Source organism: Rhizobium sp. Root483D2 (assembly GCF_001426685.1).
GTDB lineage: Bacteria > Pseudomonadota > Alphaproteobacteria > Rhizobiales > Rhizobiaceae > Pararhizobium > Pararhizobium qamdonense.
The window spans coordinates 225-19,051 of record NZ_LMFB01000002.1 but is presented as its reverse complement, the minus strand read 5'-3'; the positions used below and the strand labels follow the sequence as shown (position 1 = coordinate 19,051).

14 protein-coding genes and 1 tRNA gene are annotated in these 18,827 nt (G+C 58.4%); 14 read left to right on the top strand and 1 reads right to left on the bottom strand.

What is annotated here, in order from left to right; translation table 11 throughout:
- Positions 1-313 precede the first annotated feature (313 nt).
- From ASD32_RS02195 to rpoC, 11 genes are all read left to right on the top strand, one after another.
- Positions 314-979: a hypothetical protein gene (locus tag ASD32_RS02195; RefSeq protein ID WP_156383016.1), complete on the top strand. Its 666-nt coding sequence runs from the start codon at positions 314-316 to the stop codon at positions 977-979.
- A gap of 159 nt (positions 980-1,138) precedes the next feature.
- Entirely contained in the window at positions 1,139-2,032 is an 894-nt protein-coding gene (locus ASD32_RS02190; RefSeq protein ID WP_060636275.1) for an NAD(P)-dependent oxidoreductase, read from the top strand.
- 147 nt (positions 2,033-2,179) lie between these two features.
- Positions 2,180-2,255, top strand: a tRNA-Trp gene (locus ASD32_RS02185).
- A gap of 196 nt (positions 2,256-2,451) precedes the next feature.
- Positions 2,452-2,652 carry a preprotein translocase subunit SecE gene (gene secE, locus ASD32_RS02180; RefSeq protein ID WP_037103350.1) on the top strand — a complete coding sequence of 67 codons (201 nt, stop codon included), beginning with the start codon at positions 2,452-2,454 and terminating at the stop codon, positions 2,650-2,652.
- Between the two features lie 16 nt (positions 2,653-2,668).
- On the top strand, positions 2,669-3,199 hold the full coding sequence (gene nusG / locus ASD32_RS02175) for a transcription termination/antitermination protein NusG (protein WP_060505015.1): 531 nt from the start codon (positions 2,669-2,671) through the stop codon (positions 3,197-3,199).
- Between the two features lie 270 nt (positions 3,200-3,469).
- Positions 3,470-3,901: a 50S ribosomal protein L11 gene (gene rplK / locus ASD32_RS02170; RefSeq protein ID WP_060636274.1), complete on the top strand. Its 432-nt coding sequence runs from the start codon at positions 3,470-3,472 to the stop codon at positions 3,899-3,901.
- 4 nt (positions 3,902-3,905) lie between these two features.
- The gene (rplA, locus tag ASD32_RS02165) at positions 3,906-4,604 is read left to right on the top strand and encodes a 50S ribosomal protein L1 (protein ID WP_060636273.1); all 699 of its coding nucleotides are present in this window, start codon (positions 3,906-3,908) and stop codon (positions 4,602-4,604) included.
- Positions 4,605-4,935: 331 nt separating this feature from the next.
- Entirely contained in the window at positions 4,936-5,457 is a 522-nt protein-coding gene (gene rplJ, locus ASD32_RS02160) for a 50S ribosomal protein L10 (RefSeq protein ID WP_037103356.1), read from the top strand.
- Positions 5,458-5,514: 57 nt separating this feature from the next.
- Positions 5,515-5,892 carry a 50S ribosomal protein L7/L12 gene (gene rplL / locus ASD32_RS02155; protein WP_060636272.1) on the top strand — a complete coding sequence of 126 codons (378 nt, stop codon included), beginning with the start codon at positions 5,515-5,517 and terminating at the stop codon, positions 5,890-5,892.
- A gap of 268 nt (positions 5,893-6,160) precedes the next feature.
- On the top strand, positions 6,161-10,306 hold the full coding sequence (gene rpoB, locus ASD32_RS02150) for a DNA-directed RNA polymerase subunit beta (RefSeq protein ID WP_060636271.1): 4,146 nt from the start codon (positions 6,161-6,163) through the stop codon (positions 10,304-10,306).
- 186 nt (positions 10,307-10,492) lie between these two features.
- Positions 10,493-14,701 carry a DNA-directed RNA polymerase subunit beta' gene (gene rpoC / locus ASD32_RS02145; RefSeq protein ID WP_060636270.1) on the top strand — a complete coding sequence of 1,403 codons (4,209 nt, stop codon included), beginning with the start codon at positions 10,493-10,495 and terminating at the stop codon, positions 14,699-14,701.
- 134 nt (positions 14,702-14,835) lie between these two features.
- Here rpoC and ASD32_RS02140 read toward each other — a convergent pair whose 3' ends face one another.
- A complete protein-coding gene (locus ASD32_RS02140; RefSeq protein ID WP_060636269.1) occupies positions 14,836-15,132 on the bottom strand; it encodes a hypothetical protein in 297 nt (98 codons plus the stop codon).
- Positions 15,133-15,707: 575 nt separating this feature from the next.
- Between ASD32_RS02140 and rpsL the strand changes: the two genes are divergently transcribed.
- The 3 genes from rpsL to fusA all read left to right on the top strand — a co-directional run bounded on the left by rpsL (position 15,708) and on the right by fusA (position 18,758).
- Positions 15,708-16,079 (top strand): 30S ribosomal protein S12, encoded by a 372-nt coding sequence (gene rpsL / locus ASD32_RS02135; protein ID WP_003507760.1) that lies wholly within the window; start codon positions 15,708-15,710, stop codon positions 16,077-16,079.
- A 78-nt stretch (positions 16,080-16,157) separates the two neighbouring features.
- Positions 16,158-16,628 carry a 30S ribosomal protein S7 gene (gene rpsG, locus ASD32_RS02130; protein ID WP_037133877.1) on the top strand — a complete coding sequence of 157 codons (471 nt, stop codon included), beginning with the start codon at positions 16,158-16,160 and terminating at the stop codon, positions 16,626-16,628.
- Positions 16,629-16,658: 30 nt separating this feature from the next.
- Positions 16,659-18,758 carry an elongation factor G gene (gene fusA / locus ASD32_RS02125; RefSeq protein ID WP_060636268.1) on the top strand — a complete coding sequence of 700 codons (2,100 nt, stop codon included), beginning with the start codon at positions 16,659-16,661 and terminating at the stop codon, positions 18,756-18,758.
- Positions 18,759-18,827 lie beyond the last annotated feature (69 nt).

Sequence of the window (18,827 nt, the reverse complement as noted above, 5' to 3'; positions counted from 1 at the left end):
CGCGAAGGCGGCCGCACCGTCGGCGCCGGCATCGTAGCGTCCATCGTCGAGTAAGTTTTACTCTACGAGTTGAATTGAGAAAGGGCCTCGCCGGACACGGCGGGGCCCTTTTGCGTTCCAGTCTGCGCAGCATCCGCCTGACGTCCGACCGTGTGCATAAGGCCGGCAAACGACCCGTGTGATGTTTGCAACAGGGCTTCGCTTACCTCAATCCAGATCGATCATTCGTCCTCGGTTCTCGCGTAATTCTTTGGTATCTCGACGTCAGATGATTTGCCCCGTGGCAGCGGCATGAGCCGGATCGGATCTCCAAATGATGAAAACTGTTGTGGCATGCGCCGCCGCATGCGTTCTGTTTGTGGCGGCTGGACCGGTCTCAGCAGATGAGGGCAATAACCTGATATGGGCGCCGAGCAAGACCGGTGAAAATGCCTATCGGCTGAGACTTGGCGCACAATATTCCGGAAGCGTCAATGTCAGCGGCGGCAGCGATTTTTCCGTATCCGCGACGAAAGCGGGCAGGGTGCAGGCTCCGCCGTCTGTCGGCATATGGGGGCTTTTGTCACGCAAGAAGAAGGCAGGCCCGGCCGCTACGGCGTCGCAGGATGTGGACGTCCGGTTTGAGGCCGCACACGGTTCCGGCAATGTCCGGATGAGCAGCAGCCGCCAGTGGATCGCCAGCCGCCATATTGATATCGAGGGCCGCCGGTCGCTCGCCCTGCAATGCAATGCCTATGAGACACAGTGTGCAAAGGCGCGGCTGTCCCAATCGGCCCGTGTCACTGCCGTTGCAACCGGCACCGCGCTCGTTGCCCAAAGTTCGCTGGATAGAGCCAGGTTTGCGAAGAGCCGGCTGCCGGCATTCGATCAGCTGGGCGTCGAGCAGAGCTTCGGCAGTTTGAACCTCAGCGCCGCCGTCACAAACCCGTGGTCATCCGCACGCGGCGTTTTCAAGGCGCACTATGCCTTGAGCTGGTAGAGTCTTGCCATGTCCGGCAAGAGAGGGGGCGAGGACGGCCGGACTTTCAGCATGCCTGCCTGAACCGAAATCCTGTTGCGGCGTTGTCAGGGGCGGGGCATACGGGTCGGCAGAGGAATTGCCGGTGTCCGTTGAGGCGGCACCCGCGCGGAGGATATCATGAAGAAGCGAATTCTGTTCACCGGCGGTGCGGGCAAGGCGGGACGGCATGCGGTGCCCTATCTGGTTGCGGCCGGATACGAGGTGCACAATATCGATCTGACGCCGCTGGAAAGCCCCGGCGTCACCAATCTCAATGCCGATATCACCGATAGCGGACAGATGTTCAACGTCATGTCGATGCACCGGGATTTCCCGGATCTCGAACACGGGCAGGGGCCGCAGCCCTTCGATGCGGTGGTGCATTTTGCCGCCGTGCCGCGCATCCTGATCAAGCCGGACAACGAGACCTTCCGCATCAACACGATGGGCACCTACAATGTCATCGAGGCGGCGGTGAAGTCCGGCATCCGCAAGATCATTGTCGCGTCCAGCGAGACCACCTATGGCGTCTGCTTTGCCGAAGGTCACCGCGATTTCCACCAGTTTCCGCTGGATGAAGACTATGATGTCAATCCGATGGATTCCTACGGGCTCTCCAAGGTGGTGAACGAGAAGACGGCGCGTGCCTTTGCCGAGCGGTCCGGCGCCGATATCTATGCGCTGCGAATCGGCAACGTCATCGAACCGCATGAATACGAAAACTTTCCGGCCTATTTCGCCAATCCGGAAATCCGCAAGCGCATCGCCTGGAGCTATATCGATGCGCGCGATCTCGGTCAGATCGTCAAGCTCTGCATCGAGAAGGATGGGCTCGGCTTCCAGGTCTTCAATGCGGCCAACGACACCGTGTCGGCCAACACGCCGTCCAGGGAACTGGCAGCCCGCTATTTTCCGGATGTGCCGTTTACCCGGGAAATCAGCGCCTACGAGGGGCTGCTTTCCAACCGGAAGATCCGTGAAGTGCTCGGCTTCAAGGAAGACCATGACTGGCGCAAATATGTGGCGTTGTGAACCGCAGATATCGATGCGGGAAAAACGTGCCCGGATGCGGAATTCTTTCTTTTTTCGCGCAAAGGCGCTTGTCAATTCCGGCCAAACTGAATAATAACCCGCTGACTTCATGTGGCGCTTTGCTTTTGGCACGAGCACCGGTGATGTAGGGGTATAGCTCAGTTGGTAGAGCGGCGGTCTCCAAAACCGCAGGTCGTAAGTTCGAGCCTTACTGCCCCTGCCATTTATTTCGGCGCATTTCCTGCCGCAAAGAGCTGGCACACTATACACGGCGAGGGCTTGCCTTTTCCGGCTTATTTCGCAAAAAGACCGTTGACCTCTTGTGATTTATAGAATCGGTCTTTATGTAGGGTTCAAACAGACACGCGGCGCGTGGGGCTGATCGTCAGCTTTACGGGCCGTTAAGGCGTGAGCATTCAATGGCATCCAAAACAAATCCATTTACGTTTCTGCAGCAGGTACGTGCTGAGACGGCGAAAGTCACATGGCCTTCACGGCGCGAGACGATGATCTCGACGCTGATGGTATTCGTCATGGTGTTCTTTGCGGCTATCTTCTTTTTTGCTGCGGACCAACTGATGGGCTGGCTGATTGGCCTCGTCCTGAATGCTGGCGTTTGAACGGTTGGGGATGAATATGGCAGCGCGTTGGTACATCGTTCACGCCTACTCGAATTTCGAGAAGAAGGTGGCTGAATCGATCGAGGAGAAAGCCAAGCAGAAGGGCCTGAGCCATCTGTTTGAAAAGATTCTCGTTCCGACCGAAAAGGTCGTCGAGGTTCGCCGTGGCCGCAAGGTCGATGCTGAGCGCAAGTTTTTTCCAGGTTACGTGCTGGTGCGCGCCAACCTGACGGATGAGGCCTATCACCTCATCAAGAATACACCCAAGGTCACGGGTTTCCTCGGCTCCGACAACAAGCCGGTTCCGATCCCTGACTTTGAAGCAGAGCGCATTCTCGGCCAGGTTCAGGATGGTGTTGATCGTCCCAAGCCCTCGATCTCGTTTGAGGTCGGCGAGCAGGTGCGTGTTTCCGACGGTCCGTTTGCATCGTTCAACGGTATCGTGCAGGACGTTGACGAGGAGCGGTCGCGCCTCAAGGTTGAAGTGTCCATCTTCGGCCGCGCAACGCCTGTAGATCTTGAGTACGCTCAGGTCGAGAAAGTCTGATTTCTGAAGGCTGCAGCGCCGGATTCATTCGGTCGCGCGGCTTTCTTTTGGTTTTGCCGGATCATGCATCCGGCAAATGCGGGTTAACCCGCAAAGCGCGTGGAAGGACACCGGTCTTAGCCGGACCGGTCAGTCCGCACCACGCAACCGCAGCCGCCGTTCTTTCAAGAGGGACGGCATGAGAAGCCGGGGAACCGGTTGTAACGTTTTCGGGTCCGGTTCGCATATTGGCGGGCAGGGATACCGGGAAAACCATAAAGGCAGAGAGAAATGGCTAAGAAAGTTGCAGGCCAGCTCAAGCTTCAGGTCAAGGCAGGATCGGCAAACCCGTCCCCGCCAATCGGCCCGGCGCTTGGTCAGCGTGGCGTAAACATCATGGAATTCTGCAAGGCGTTCAATGCCGCCACGCAGGAACTGGAAAAGGGCATGCCGATCCCGGTCGTCATCACCTACTACCAGGACAAGTCCTTCACCTTCATCATGAAGCAGCCGCCAGTCAGCTACTTCCTGAAGAAGGAAGCAAAGCTGACATCCGGTTCCAAGACGCCTGGCAAGGGCGCCAAGGCCGGTACCCTCACCAAGGATCAGGTTCGCAAGATCGCTGAAGCCAAGATGAAGGATCTGAACGCGGCTGATATCGAAGGCGCAATGGCAATGGTTGAGGGCTCGGCCCGCTCCATGGGCCTGGAAGTGGCAGGTTGAGACCATGACAAAGATTGCAAAGCGCGTACAGAAGACCCGCGAAGGCATTGATCCGACGAAGCTGGTTGCTTTGTCCGAAGCCATCACCCTGGTGAAGGCTCGCGCCATCGCCAAGTTCGACGAGACCATCGAAGTTGCGATGAACCTCGGCGTTGACCCGCGCCACGCCGACCAGATGGTCCGCGGCGTTGTCAACCTGCCGAACGGCACAGGCCGCGACGTTCGCGTTGCCGTGTTCGCACGTGGCGCCAAGGCTGATGAAGCCAAGGCTGCTGGCGCAGACATCGTCGGCGCGGAAGACCTGGTCGATATTGTTCAGAGCGGCAAGATCGATTTCGATCGCTGCATCGCCACTCCGGACATGATGCCGCTCGTCGGCCGTCTCGGCAAGGTCCTCGGCCCGCGCGGCATGATGCCGAACCCGAAGGTCGGAACCGTCACCATGGACGTCGCCGGTGCTGTCAAGGCATCGAAGGGCGGCGCTGTCGAGTTCCGCGTCGAAAAGGCCGGTATCGTTCACGCCGGCATCGGCAAGGCATCGTTCGATGCTGCTGCTCTTGAAGAAAACATCCGCGCTTTCGCTGATGCGGTCATCAAGGCAAAGCCGGCTGGCGCCAAGGGCAACTACGTCAAGCGCGTCGCGATTTCCTCGACCATGGGTCCGGGCGTCAAGATCGATCCGTCGACGGTTAGCGCCGCTTAAAGTTTATCCGGACTTTTGTCCGGTCGCAGATTTCCGGCTCTTTGGAGCCGGAAATTCCGGGATCAAACCCGGAACTCCTGTCCGAGATTGCAGGTGGTTATCCCTTAATCACTTAAGCCTGCATGAGATGGGTGAGTCCCGAATTTCATTTGACGCACGCAAGTGTGGAAATTCGGTTCGAACCTCGGCTTGCCTTGTGCCGGACCCGGTTGAACGGGAACGCGCAGGGGACAGGATCCTCGAGCGTCGCTTGGGATCATCTTTGATCCCTTGTGGCAAAGGCAAACCGACTGGTCCCGTATTTTACGGTCCAGTCAACTGGAGATAGGCAGTGGAAAGAGCGGAAAAACGCGAATTCGTCACGGAGCTGAACGAGTCCTTCAAGGGCGCCGGTTCGGTTGTCGTGGCCCACTATGCTGGTGTCACAGTCGCACAGATGAACGACTTCCGTTCGAAGATGCGCGCTGCTGGCGGCACCGTCAAAGTCGCGAAGAACCGCCTGGCCAAGATCGCCCTTCAGGGTACGGAAGCCGAAGGGATGTCCAATCTCTTCAAGGGTCAGACGCTGGTAGCATTCAGCGCCGACCCGATCACGGCTCCAAAGGTTCTCATGGATTTCGCCAAGACCAACGACAAGATCGTTGTTCTGGGTGGCGCCATGGGCGCAACCACGCTGTCCGCGGATGCAGTCAAGTCGCTTGCGACCCTGCCGTCGCTGGACGAGCTGCGTGCAAAGCTGCTGGGTATGATTCAGACCCCGGCAACGCGTATCGCATCGGTTGTTGCAGCACCGGCAAGCCAGCTTGCCCGCGTGTTCGCGGCCTACGCCAAGAAGGACGAAGAAGCCGCATAAGGCGGTTTTTCGTTGTTGTATCAAACCAAGTTCGAACCGAATAAAAGGAACTAAAAAATGGCTGATCTCTCTAAGATCGTTGAAGACCTCTCCTCGTTGACCGTTCTGGAAGCTGCAGAACTGTCGAAGCTTCTTGAAGAAAAGTGGGGCGTTTCCGCTGCTGCACCGGTAGCTGTTGCTGCTGCCGGCGGCGCTGGCGCTGCTGCCGCTGTTGAAGAAGAAAAGACCGAGTTCGACGTCATCCTCGCAGATGCCGGCGCAAACAAGATCAACGTCATCAAGGAAGTCCGCGCGATCACAGGCCTCGGCCTGAAGGAAGCCAAGGACCTCGTTGAAGCCGCTCCGAAGGCTGTCAAGGAAGGCGTTTCCAAGGCTGAAGCCGCTGATCTCAAGAAGAAGCTCGAAGACGCTGGCGCCAAGGTTGACGTCAAGTAATTCTGCTTGTTTTTAAAGGGGAGGTGGCCGTGAAAATGGCCGCCTCTCTTTGACCGCTTTCTGAACATATTACCCAAAAGCCCATTGAAAACGGCTTTTGGGTAATGGGTTCTTCAAGAGGATAGTCCCGAACCAGGAACAGCACAGCAATCCGCGCTGAGCGTTTTTGGGGGTTGGACGAGATTGAACAACCCATTGATTGACGGGATCGACTGGCCATCGGTTCCCGTCCGTTGCAGGCCCGGATGCAAAATTTGAAGGAGCGACGATGGCTCAGACCCTTTCTTTCAATGGTCGTAGGCGCGTACGCAAGTTTTTTGGTAAAATTCCCGAAGTCGCAGAAATGCCGAACCTCATCGAGGTTCAAAAGGCATCCTACGACCAGTTCCTCATGGTTGACGAGCCGCAGGGCGGCCGTCCGGATGAGGGTCTCCAGTCTGTTTTCAAGTCGGTTTTCCCGATCACCGATTTCTCCGGCGCTTCCATGCTCGAATTCGTGTCCTACGAATTCGAACAGCCGAAGTTCGACGTTGAAGAATGCCGTCAGCGCGATCTGACCTACGCAGCGCCGCTCAAGGTGACGCTGCGCCTGATCGTGTTCGATATTGACGAGGATACGGGCGCCAAGTCCATCAAGGATATCAAGGAACAGAACGTTTACATGGGCGACATGCCGCTCATGACCAATAACGGTACGTTCATCGTCAACGGCACGGAACGTGTTATCGTTTCGCAGATGCACCGTTCGCCGGGCGTGTTCTTCGACCATGACAAGGGCAAGAGCCATTCCTCGGGCAAGCTTCTGTTTGCTGCCCGCGTCATCCCGTATCGCGGTTCCTGGCTCGACATCGAATTCGATGCCAAGGACGTCGTGCACGCCCGCATCGACCGCCGCCGCAAGATCCCGGTGACGTCGCTTTTGATGGCGCTCGGCATGGACGGCGAGGAAATCCTCGAGACCTTCTACACGAAGTCGCTCTATCAGCGCGACGGCAAGGGCTGGCGGATTCCGTTCCAGCCGGACGTTCTCAAGGGCCAGAAGGCCCTGTCCGACCTGATCGACGCCGACACCGGCGAAGTGGTCGTGGAATCCGGCAAGAAGCTGACGCCGCGCCTGTTGAAGACGCTGACGGAAAAGGGCCTCAAGGCCATCAAGGCGACCGACGACGAACTCTACGGCAACTTCCTTGCCGAAGATCTGGTCAATCCGACGACGGGTGAAATCTTCCTCGAAGCCGGCGATGAAATCGACGAGAAGACGCTGGGCGTCATCCTGACGGCTGGCTTCGACGAAATCCCGATCCTCGACATCGACCATATCAATGTCGGCGCCTATATCCGCAACACGCTTTCGGTCGACAAGAACGAAAACCGTCAGGATGCGCTGTTCGACATCTACCGTGTCATGCGTCCCGGCGAGCCGCCGACCATGGATTCGGCTGAAGCCATGTTCAACACGCTGTTCTTCGATGCGGAGCGTTACGACCTCTCGGCCGTTGGCCGCGTCAAGATGAACATGCGTCTGGATGTGGATGCTGCCGATACCGTTCGTATCCTGCGCAAGGAAGACATCCTGGCTGTCGTCCGGATGCTCGTTGACCTACGCGACGGCAAGGGCGAAATCGACGATATCGACAACCTCGGCAACCGCCGTGTGCGCTCCGTCGGCGAACTGATGGAAAATCAGTACCGCCTCGGCTTGCTGCGCATGGAGCGTGCGATCAAGGAACGCATGTCGTCGATCGAAATCGACACCGTCATGCCGCAGGACCTGATCAACGCCAAGCCGGCTGCCGCCGCTGTTCGCGAGTTCTTCGGGTCCTCGCAGCTGTCGCAGTTCATGGACCAGGTCAACCCGCTGTCGGAAATCACCCACAAGCGCCGTCTTTCGGCTCTTGGTCCGGGCGGTCTGACGCGCGAACGCGCAGGCTTCGAAGTCCGCGACGTTCATCCGACCCATTACGGCCGTATCTGCCCGATCGAAACGCCGGAAGGCCCGAACATCGGTCTGATCAACTCGCTGGCGACCTTTGCCCGCGTCAACAAGTACGGCTTCATCGAAAGCCCTTACCGCAAGATCATCGACGGTAAGGTGACCAAGGATGTCGTCTATCTGTCGGCGATGGAAGAAGCCAAGTATCACGTGGCGCAGGCCAACTCCGAACTTAACGAGGACCAGTCCTTCGTCGAGGAATTCGTTGTTTGCCGTCACGCTGGCGACGTTATGCTCGCACCGCGCGACATCGTGAACCTGATGGACGTTTCGCCAAAGCAGCTCGTGTCTGTTGCGGCAGCGCTCATCCCGTTCCTGGAAAACGACGACGCCAACCGCGCGCTCATGGGCTCCAACATGCAGCGTCAGGCCGTGCCTCTGCTGCGTGCGGAAGCTCCGTTCGTCGGAACCGGCATGGAACCGATCGTTGCCCGTGATTCCGGCGCTGCTATTGCAGCCCGCCGTGGCGGCGTGGTCGACCAGGTCGACGCGACCCGTATCGTTATCCGTGCGACGGAAGATCTCCAGGCCGGCAAGTCCGGCGTTGACATCTACCGCCTGCAGAAGTTCCAGCGTTCCAACCAGAACACCTGCGTCAACCAGCGCCCGCTGGTCACCGTCGGTGACATTCTCAACAAGGGCGACATCATCGCTGACGGTCCTTCGACCGATCTCGGTGACCTGGCTCTCGGCCGCAACGCGCTCGTCGCGTTCATGCCGTGGAACGGCTACAACTACGAGGACTCGATCCTTCTGTCCGAGCGCATCGTTCGTGATGACGTGTTCACCTCCATCCACATCGAAGAATTCGAAGTGATGGCGCGCGACACCAAGCTTGGTCCGGAAGAAATCACCCGCGATATTCCGAACGTTTCGGAAGAAGCGCTGAAGAACCTCGACGAAGCCGGAATCGTCTATATCGGTGCGGAAGTGGCTCCTGGCGACATTCTGGTCGGCAAGATCACGCCGAAGGGCGAAAGCCCGATGACGCCGGAAGAAAAGCTTCTGCGCGCCATCTTCGGTGAAAAGGCCTCCGACGTTCGCGACACCTCCATGCGCATGCCTCCGGGCACCTTCGGCACCATCGTCGAAGTGCGCGTCTTCAACCGCCATGGCGTGGAAAAAGACGAGCGTGCGATGGCGATCGAGCGGGAAGAGATCGAGCGTCTTGCCAAGGACCGCGACGACGAACAGGCGATCCTGGATCGCAACGTCTACTCGCGTCTCCTTGACATGCTACGCGGTCAGGTCGCCGTTGCCGGCCCCAAGGGCTTCAAGAAGGGCACCGAGCTTTCCAACGCCGTCATCTCCGAATATCCCCGCTCGCAGTGGTGGATGTTTGCGACGGAAGACGAAAAGGCTCAGGGCGAAGTCGAAGCTCTGCGTGGCCAGTACGACGAATCCAAGTCGCTGCTTGAGCATCGCTTCATGGACAAGGTCGAAAAGGTCCAGCGCGGCGATGAAATGCCTCCGGGCGTCATGAAGATGGTCAAGGTCTTCGTCGCTGTGAAGCGCAAGATCCAGCCAGGCGACAAGATGGCCGGCCGTCACGGTAACAAGGGTGTGGTTTCCCGCATCGTGCCGATCGAAGACATGCCGTTCCTGGAAGACGGTACGCATGTTGACGTCGTCTTGAACCCGCTCGGCGTGCCCTCGCGCATGAACGTCGGCCAGATCCTGGAAACCCATCTGGGTTGGGCCTGCGCCGGCATGGGCAAGAAGATCGGTGCCATGCTCGATGCCTACAAGGCAGGGTCCGAGATCCAGCCGCTGCGCGATGTCATCGACAGCGTCATCGGTTCCGGTCCGAAGGGCGAGCCGATCAAGGACTATGACGACGAATCGATCGTTCGTCTGGCCGAGCAGACCCGCCGCGGCGTGTCGATCGCAACGCCGGTCTTCGACGGTGCTGTCGAAGCCGACGTCAACGAGATGCTGGAACAGGCAGGCCTGAAGGTCACCGGTCAGTCGACGCTCTATGATGGCCGTACAGGCGATCAGTTCGACCGCCAGGTCACGGTTGGCTACATCTACATGCTGAAGCTGAACCACCTTGTGGACGACAAGATCCACGCCCGTTCGATCGGTCCTTACTCGCTCGTCACCCAGCAGCCGCTCGGTGGTAAGGCGCAGTTCGGCGGTCAGCGCTTCGGGGAAATGGAAGTCTGGGCTCTGGAAGCTTACGGCGCCGCCTACACCCTGCAGGAAATGCTGACGGTGAAATCCGACGACGTGGCCGGGCGTACCAAGGTCTATGAGGCGATCGTCCGTGGCGACGACACCTTCGAGGCGGGTATTCCCGAGAGCTTCAACGTTCTCGTCAAGGAAATGCGCTCGTTGGGTCTCTCCGTCGAACTGGAGAATTCCAAGCTCGACGAACTCAATGCGGCAAACCAGCAGTTGCCGGACGCGGCCGAGTAAACATCAAGGTGCGTGCCGCTTGAAAAGGCGGCGCGCACCGTTTCCACCCGGTCTCGCGTTGATGAGACAGGGTAGGAAATGCGGCCGCATTTTATGCGGTTTTATCCGTTTCGTGCAGAAAGCCGGCGCCCGGGATTGCCGTGCTCTCTGCCAAGCTCAGGGCGATAGCCCATAAAGGAGATAGGCATGAACCAAGAGGTCATGAACCTTTTCAATCCGCAGGTGCCTGCGCAGACCTTCGATTCCATCCGGATTTCGATTGCGTCGCCGGAGAAGATTCTCTCCTGGTCCTACGGTGAGATCAAGAAGCCGGAAACCATCAACTACCGTACGTTCAAGCCGGAACGCGACGGCCTGTTCTGCGCGCGCATCTTTGGTCCGATCAAGGACTATGAGTGCCTGTGCGGCAAGTACAAGCGCATGAAGTACAAGGGCATCATCTGCGAAAAGTGCGGCGTCGAAGTGACGTTGTCGCGCGTTCGCCGTGAGCGCATGGGCCATATCGAGCTTGCAGCTCCCGTCGCCCATATCTGGTTCCTGAAGTCCCTGCCGAGCCGCATCGCGACGCTGCTCGATATGACGCTGAAGGATATCGAGCGCGTCCTCTATTTCGAAAACTACATCGTCACCGAGCCGGGCCTGACTTCCCTCAAGGAAAATCAGCTTCTCTCGGAAGAGGAATACATGATCGCCGTCGACGAGTTCGGCGAAGATCAGTTCACAGCGATGATCGGTGCTGAAGCCATCTACGAGATGCTGGCTTCGATGAATCTCGAGAAGATCGCCGGCGATCTGCGCGCGGAAATGGCTGACACCACGTCCGAGCTGAAGCAGAAGAAGCTGATGAAGCGCCTGAAGATCGTCGAGAACTTCATGGAATCCGGCAACCGCCCGGAATGGATGATCATGAAGGTCGTTCCCGTGATCCCGCCGGACCTGCGTCCGCTGGTTCCGCTGGATGGCGGCCGTTTCGCGACGTCCGACCTCAACGACCTCTATCGCCGCGTCATCAACCGGAACAACCGTTTGAAGCGCCTGATCGAGCTGCGTGCGCCTGGCATCATCATCCGCAACGAAAAGCGCATGCTGCAGGAATCCGTCGACGCCCTGTTCGACAACGGCCGCCGTGGCCGCGTCATCACCGGTGCCAACAAGCGTCCGCTGAAGTCGCTGTCCGACATGCTCAAGGGCAAGCAGGGCCGCTTCCGTCAGAACTTGCTCGGCAAGCGCGTCGACTATTCCGGCCGTTCGGTCATCGTGACCGGTCCGGAACTGAAGCTGCACCAGTGCGGCCTGCCGAAGAAAATGGCGCTCGAACTGTTCAAGCCGTTCATCTACGCCCGCCTCGACGCCAAGGGTTATTCCTCGACCGTCAAACAGGCCAAGAAGCTGGTTGAAAAGGAAAAGCCGGAAGTCTGGGATATCCTCGACGAGGTCATCCGCGAGCATCCGGTTCTCCTGAACCGTGCGCCGACGCTCCACCGCCTGGGCATCCAGGCCTTCGAACCGACCCTGGTCGAAGGCAAGGCTATCCAGCTGCATCCGCTCGTCTGCACGGCCTTCAACGCCGACTTCGACGGTGACCAGATGGCCGTGCACGTTCCGCTGTCGCTGGAAGCGCAGCTCGAAGCCCGCGTGCTGATGATGTCGACCAACAACATCCTGCATCCGGCAAACGGCGCACCGATCATCGTTCCCTCGCAGGACATGGTTCTGGGTCTCTACTATCTGTCGATCCTGAACCAGAACGAGCCGGGCGAAGGCATGGCCTTCTCCGATCTCGGCGAGTTGCATCACGCGCTTGAAACCAAGTCGGTGACGCTGCATGCCAAGATCCGTGGCCGCTTCAAGACCGTCGATGCCGAAGGCAAGCCGGTTTCGAAGATCTATGAAACCACGCCTGGCCGTATGCTCATCGGCGAACTCCTGCCGAAGAACGCCAACGTGCCGTTCGACGTCTGCAACCAGGAACTGACCAAGAAGAACATCTCCAAGATGATCGACACGGTCTACCGTCACTGCGGCCAGAAGGACACGGTCATTTTCTGCGACCGCATCATGCAGCTCGGCTTTGCCCATGCCTGCCGCGCCGGCATTTCGTTCGGCAAGGACGACATGGTCATTCCGGATACCAAGGCCAAGATCGTCGGTGACACCGAAAGCCTGGTGAAGGAATACGAACAGCAGTACAATGACGGCCTGATCACCCAGGGCGAAAAGTACAACAAGGTTGTCGACGCCTGGGGCAAGGCAACCGACAAGGTCGCCGAAGACATGATGGCCCGCATTAAGGCTGTCGAATTCGACGATAACGGCCGTCAGAAGCCGATGAACGCCATCTACATGATGTCGCACTCCGGCGCCCGTGGTTCTCCGAACCAGATGCGTCAGCTGGGCGGCATGCGCGGCCTGATGGCCAAGCCGTCGGGTGAAATCATCGAGACGCCGATCATCTCGAACTTCAAGGAAGGCCTGACCGTTAACGAGTACTTCAACTCGACCCACGGTGCCCGTAAGGGTCTCGCAGACACCGCCTTGAAGACGGCCAACTCCGGTTACCTGACACGCCGTCTCGTTGACGTCGCGCAGGATTGCATCGTCAACTCGGTGGATTGCGGTACCGAAACAGGCCTCACCATGACCGCCATCGTTGATGCTGGTCAGGTTGTTGCCTCCATCGGTGCCCGCGTTCTCGGCCGCACGGCTCTCGACCATATCGATCACCCGATCACCGGTGACCGTATCGTCGATGCCGGCCGGATGATCCTCGAGGCAGATGTCGTCGAAATCGAAAAGGCTGGCATCCAGTCGATCCGTATTCGCTCGGCACTGACCTGCGAAATCCAGACCGGTGTCTGCGGCGTCTGCTACGGCCGTGACCTTGCCCGCGGTACCCCTGTCAACATGGGTGAAGCGGTCGGCGTTATCGCTGCGCAGTCGATCGGTGAACCGGGCACGCAGCTCACCATGCGTACGTTCCACTTGGGTGGTACGGCAACGGTGGTGGACAGCTCGTTCCTGGAAGCGTCGTATGAAGGTACGATCCAGATCAAGAACCGCAACATGCTGCGCAACTCGGAAAATGTTCTCGTCGCAATGGGCCGTAACATGGCGGTCCAGATCCTCGACGAACGTGGTGTCGAGCGTTCTTCGCAGCGTGTCGCCTACGGTTCGAAGATCTTTGTCGATGACGGTGACAAGGTGAAGCGCGGCCAGCGTCTGGCCGAGTGGGACCCCTACACACGCCCGATGATGACGGAAGTCGAAGGTACGGTTCATTTCGAAGATATCGTCGATGGTATCTCCGTTCTGGAAGCGACCGACGAAGCGACCGGCATCACCAAGCGTCAGGTTATCGATTGGCGTTCGACGCCGCGCGGTATCGACCTGAAGCCGGCAATCGTCATCAAGGACAAGAGCGGCGCAGTCATGAAGCTGTCGCGTGGTGGCGACGCCCGCTTCATGCTTTCGGTCGATGCCATTCTGTCGGTCGAGCCGGGCACCAAGGTCTCCCAGGGTGACGTGCTTGCCCGTTCGCCGCTGGAAAGCGCCAAGACGAAGGACATCACCGGTGGTCTGCCGCGCGTTGCCGAACTCTTCGAAGCGCGCCGTCCGAAGGATCACGCGATCATCGCCGAAATCGATGGTACGATCCGCTTTGGCCGCGACTACAAGAACAAGCGCCGCGTGCTGATCGAGCCTGCGGAAGACGGTGTGGAGCCGGTTGAATACCTGATCCCGAAGGGCAAGCCCTTCCATCTTCAGGATGGCGACTATATCGAAAAGGGTGACTACATCCTCGACGGTAACCCGGCACCGCACGACATCCTGGCGATCAAGGGCGTGGAGGCACTCGCTTCCTACCTGGTCAACGAAATCCAGGAAGTCTACCGTCTGCAGGGCGTTGTGATCAACGACAAGCACATCGAGGTGATCGTTCGCCAGATGCTGCAGAAGGTGGAAGTCACCGACGCCGGTGACAGTACCTATATCGTTGGCGACAGCGTCGACCGTATCGAACTGGAAGATGTCAACGATCAGCTGATCGAACAGGGCAAGAAGCCGGCTTACGGCGATCCGGTCCTGCTAGGCATCACCAAGGCATCGCTGCAGACACCGTCCTTCATCTCGGCCGCATCCTTCCAGGAAACGACCAAGGTGCTGACGGAAGCTGCGATCGCCGGCAAGACCGATGGTCTGCAGGGTCTGAAGGAAAATGTCATCGTCGGCCGCCTGATCCCGGCCGGTACCGGTGGCACGATGACCCAGATCCGCCGCATTGCGACCGCGCGCGACGAGATGATCCTCGAAGAGCGCCGCAAGGGAACGGGTGCAGATTCTGCCACACCGATGCTCGCCGACATGGCAGCCAAGGAAGAAGCAGCTGCCGAATAAGGCTGAAAAGGCGAGGGCGGTTCTGCCGCCCCCGTGCTGCTTTTGAATTGGCCACCCATTGAAAAAGCCGCCCGGATCAATCCGGGCGGCTTTTTGCATTGTGTTTTCAGCCAGTTTTACCGTGGCAGCCGTGTTCAGCCGAACTTGATGATCGCCACTTCGCCGCTGAGCGCGCCCTGGTAGGCGGAGGCATGCGGCTCGTCGTTGGGCACATCGGTCAGCGTGCCGATCTGATCGAGGTCGGCTTCCAGGAAACCTTCTTCGGCGAGCGCGTTCAAGGCTTCGCGCACGGCGGTGTCGTCATCGGGTGCGCGCAGCATCACGTGGATATCGACGCCTTCTTCATCGCCATCCTTCTCATAGGCCTTGCCGATGATGATGAAGATCATCGGTCCGTCGAGATTGTTGTCATTGTCGGGGATGGCAGTCATGGCTATTTCCTCTTTCGAAAGATAAGTGAAAACGACTTTACAGCGGATTGCAGCGGAGCGCGCCGGAAAAAACACCGCTCCACGACGAATCGTCACGGGCAGGGGAGGCGATTCCCGATGTGCCTTGCCCAATTGTGGAATTGCTTTATGATTCTTTAAGTTGAAGGGGACGCTCTGACGATTCCGGCCCGCGCCAGCCGCAGCCGGTGGCAGTTTGGCCGCAAAAGCCTTGTTTTGCAGGCATGTCAGCCCTGCCGGACCAAGAATAATTGTTAACTCCCCTTGACGCGACACCCTGAAATCAGTACACCCCGCCCCATCGGAGCCTATGTGAGGCTGGCTGGTTCGGAACGTCTCGTTCTGGAGTTCGCCTCAAACAAGGTTCGAAACGCACGCTGAAGACCAAAATGCTGCACGCAAGACGCTGAAAATACTGGTGTCCTCTGCTTTTTGCGGGCCATCTGCCGAAAGGCGGATCGGTCCTCGTTTTGCGCATTTATAGCGTTCGAAACCGCCGGCGACGGCATTGATCCGCCCGCAAGGGTATTGAGACAGAATTTGTAAGGGATGGTTATATGCCTACCGTAAACCAGCTGATCCGCAAGCCGCGTCAGGCACAGGTAAAGCGCAACAAGGTTCCTGCCCTGCAGGAAAACCCGCAGAAGCGTGGCGTTTGCACACGCGTTTATACGACGACCCCGAAGAAGCCGAACTCGGCTCTGCGTAAGGTTGCCAAGATCCGCCTCACCAACGGCTTCGAAGTCATCGGCTACATTCCGGGCGAAGGTCACAACCTTCAGGAACACTCCGTGGTCATGATCCGCGGCGGCCGCGTCAAGGACTTGCCGGGCGTTCGCTACCACATCATCCGTGGCGTTCTCGATACCCAGGGTGTCAAGAACCGTAAGCAGCGCCGTTCGAAGTATGGTGCAAAGCGTCCGAAGTAATTCGGGTTCCACAATTTAAGGCGCTGCGCGAGGTTCTCCGCGTGTTAAGGCGCCCGTTCAAAGTTGAGAGACAAAAGTATGTCACGTCGTCATAGTGCAGAAAAGCGCGAGATCAATCCGGACCCGAAGTTCGGCGATCTGGTCGTCACCAAGTTCATGAATGCTATCATGCTTCATGGTAAGAAGTCGGTTGCTGAAAACATCGTTTACGGTGCGTTCGATCTGGTCCAGGGCAAGCTGAAGCAAGAGCCGGTCACCGTGTTCCATTCCGCTCTCGACAACATCGCTCCGCACGTCGAAGTTCGTTCGCGCCGCGTCGGTGGTGCAACCTACCAGGTTCCGGTTGATGTCCGTCCCGAGCGCCGTCAGGCTCTTGCCATCCGCTGGCTGATCGCTGCTGCCCGCAAGCGCAACGAAACCACCATGATCGATCGCCTCTGCGGCGAACTCATGGATGCTGCAAACAACCGTGGCAGTGCCGTGAAGAAGCGCGAAGACACGCACAAGATGGCTGACGCCAACCGTGCATTCTCGCATTATCGCTGGTAATCGACGTACAATTTTCGAAAGGCAGTCATTATGGCTCGCGAATATAAAATCGAAGACTACCGCAATTTTGGTATCATGGCGCATATCGACGCCGGCAAGACCACGACCACCGAGCGGATTCTCTACTACACCGGCAAGTCGCACAAGATCGGTGAAGTTCATGACGGCGCTGCCACCATGGACTGGATGGAGCAGGAGCAGGAACGCGGTATTACCATCACGTCCGCTGCCACGACGACCTACTGGAAGGGTCGCGATGGCAAGATGCGCCGCTTCAACATCATCGACACCCCCGGCCACGTTGACTTCACCATCGAAGTCGAGCGTTCGCTGCGCGTTCTCGACGGTGCGATCGCTCTGCTCGACGCCAATGCCGGTGTTGAGCCGCAGACGGAAACCGTCTGGCGCCAGGCTGAAAAGTACAACGTTCCGCGGATGATCTTCTGCAACAAGATGGACAAGACCGGCGCGGACTTCTACCGCTCGGTCGAGATGATCAAGACCCGTCTTGGTGCCATCGCTGTTGTCATGCAGCTGCCGATCGGCGCTGAAAGCGACTTCAAGGGCGTTATCGATCTGATCGAGATGAACGCTCTCATCTGGCGCGACGAATCGCTCGGCGCACAGTGGGACGTTGTCGAAATCCCGGATGACATGAAGGAAAAGGCGGACCAGTACCGCGAACTCCTCATCGAGACCGTTGTCGATATCGACGAAGTCGCCATGGAAAACTACTTGAACGGCGTCATGCCTGACAATGATCAGATCCGTGCACTCGTTCGCCGCGGCACCATCGACGTGAAGTTCCACCCGATGTTCTGCGGTACGGCCTTCAAGAACAAGGGCGTTCAGCCGTTGCTCGACGCCGTCTGCGATTACCTGCCGTCGCCGCTCGACATTCCGTCGATCAAGGGCATCGACGTCAAGACCGAAGCTGAAATCGAGCGTCATCCGTCCGATGAAGAGCCGCTTTCGATGCTGGCGTTCAAGATCATGAACGACCCCTTCGTCGGTTCGCTCACCTTCGCCCGCATCTATTCCGGCAAGCTCACCAAGGGCACGTCGGTCATGAACACGGTCAAGGAAAAGCGCGAACGCGTCGGCCGCATGCTGCAGATGCATTCCAACTCGCGTGAAGACATCGAAGAAGCCTTTGCCGGCGACATCGTGGCTCTCGCAGGCCTCAAGGAAACCACCACCGGCGACACGCTCTGCGATCCGCTGAACCAGGTTATCCTCGAGCGCATGGAATTCCCCGAGCCGGTCATCCAGATCGCCATCGAGCCGAAGACCAAGGGCGACCAGGAAAAGATGGGCCTCGCGCTCAACCGCCTGGCTGCTGAAGATCCTTCGTTCCGCGTCAAGACGGATGAAGAATCCGGCCAGACGATCATCGCCGGCATGGGTGAACTCCACCTCGACATTCTCGTCGACCGCATGCGCCGCGAATTCAAGGTTGAAGCCACCGTCGGCGCGCCGCAGGTTGCCTACCGTGAATCGATCACGAAGCGTCACGAAGAAGACTACACGCACAAGAAGCAGTCCGGTGGTACCGGCCAGTTCGCGCGCGTCAAGATCATCTTCGAACCGAACGAAGAAGGCGACGACTTCAAGTTCGAATCCAAGATCGTTGGCGGCTCGATCCCGAAGGAATACATCCCCGGCGTCCAGAAGGGCATCGAAAGTGTCCTGTCTTCCGGTCCGCTGGCTGGCTTCCCGATGCTCGGCGTCAAGGCAACCCTGATCGACGGCGCATTCCATGACGTCGACTCCTCGGTCCTCGCCTTCGAAATCGCCTCGCGTGCCTGCTTCCGTGAAGCAGCCAAGAAGGCCGGCGCTCAGCTGCTCGAGCCGATGATGAAGGTCGAAGTCGTGACGCCGGAAGATTACGTCGGTGACGTGATCGGCGATCTGAACTCGCGTCGCGGTCAGATCCAGGGCCAGGAATCGCGCGGCATCGCCGTCGTGATCAATGCCAACGTGCCGCTGGCCAACATGTTCAAGTACGTGGACAACCTGCGCTCGATGAGCCAGGGCCGTGCACAGTACACGATGACCTTCGATCACTATGCGCCGGTTCCTTCGAACGTGGCACAGGAAATCCAGGCGAAGTACTCCGGTCAGAAGTGACCGGAGTACTTCGCTAGCTGACAGAAACAAGAGAATACCCCCTCGGGGTTACAAAACGGAGAGCCGGAA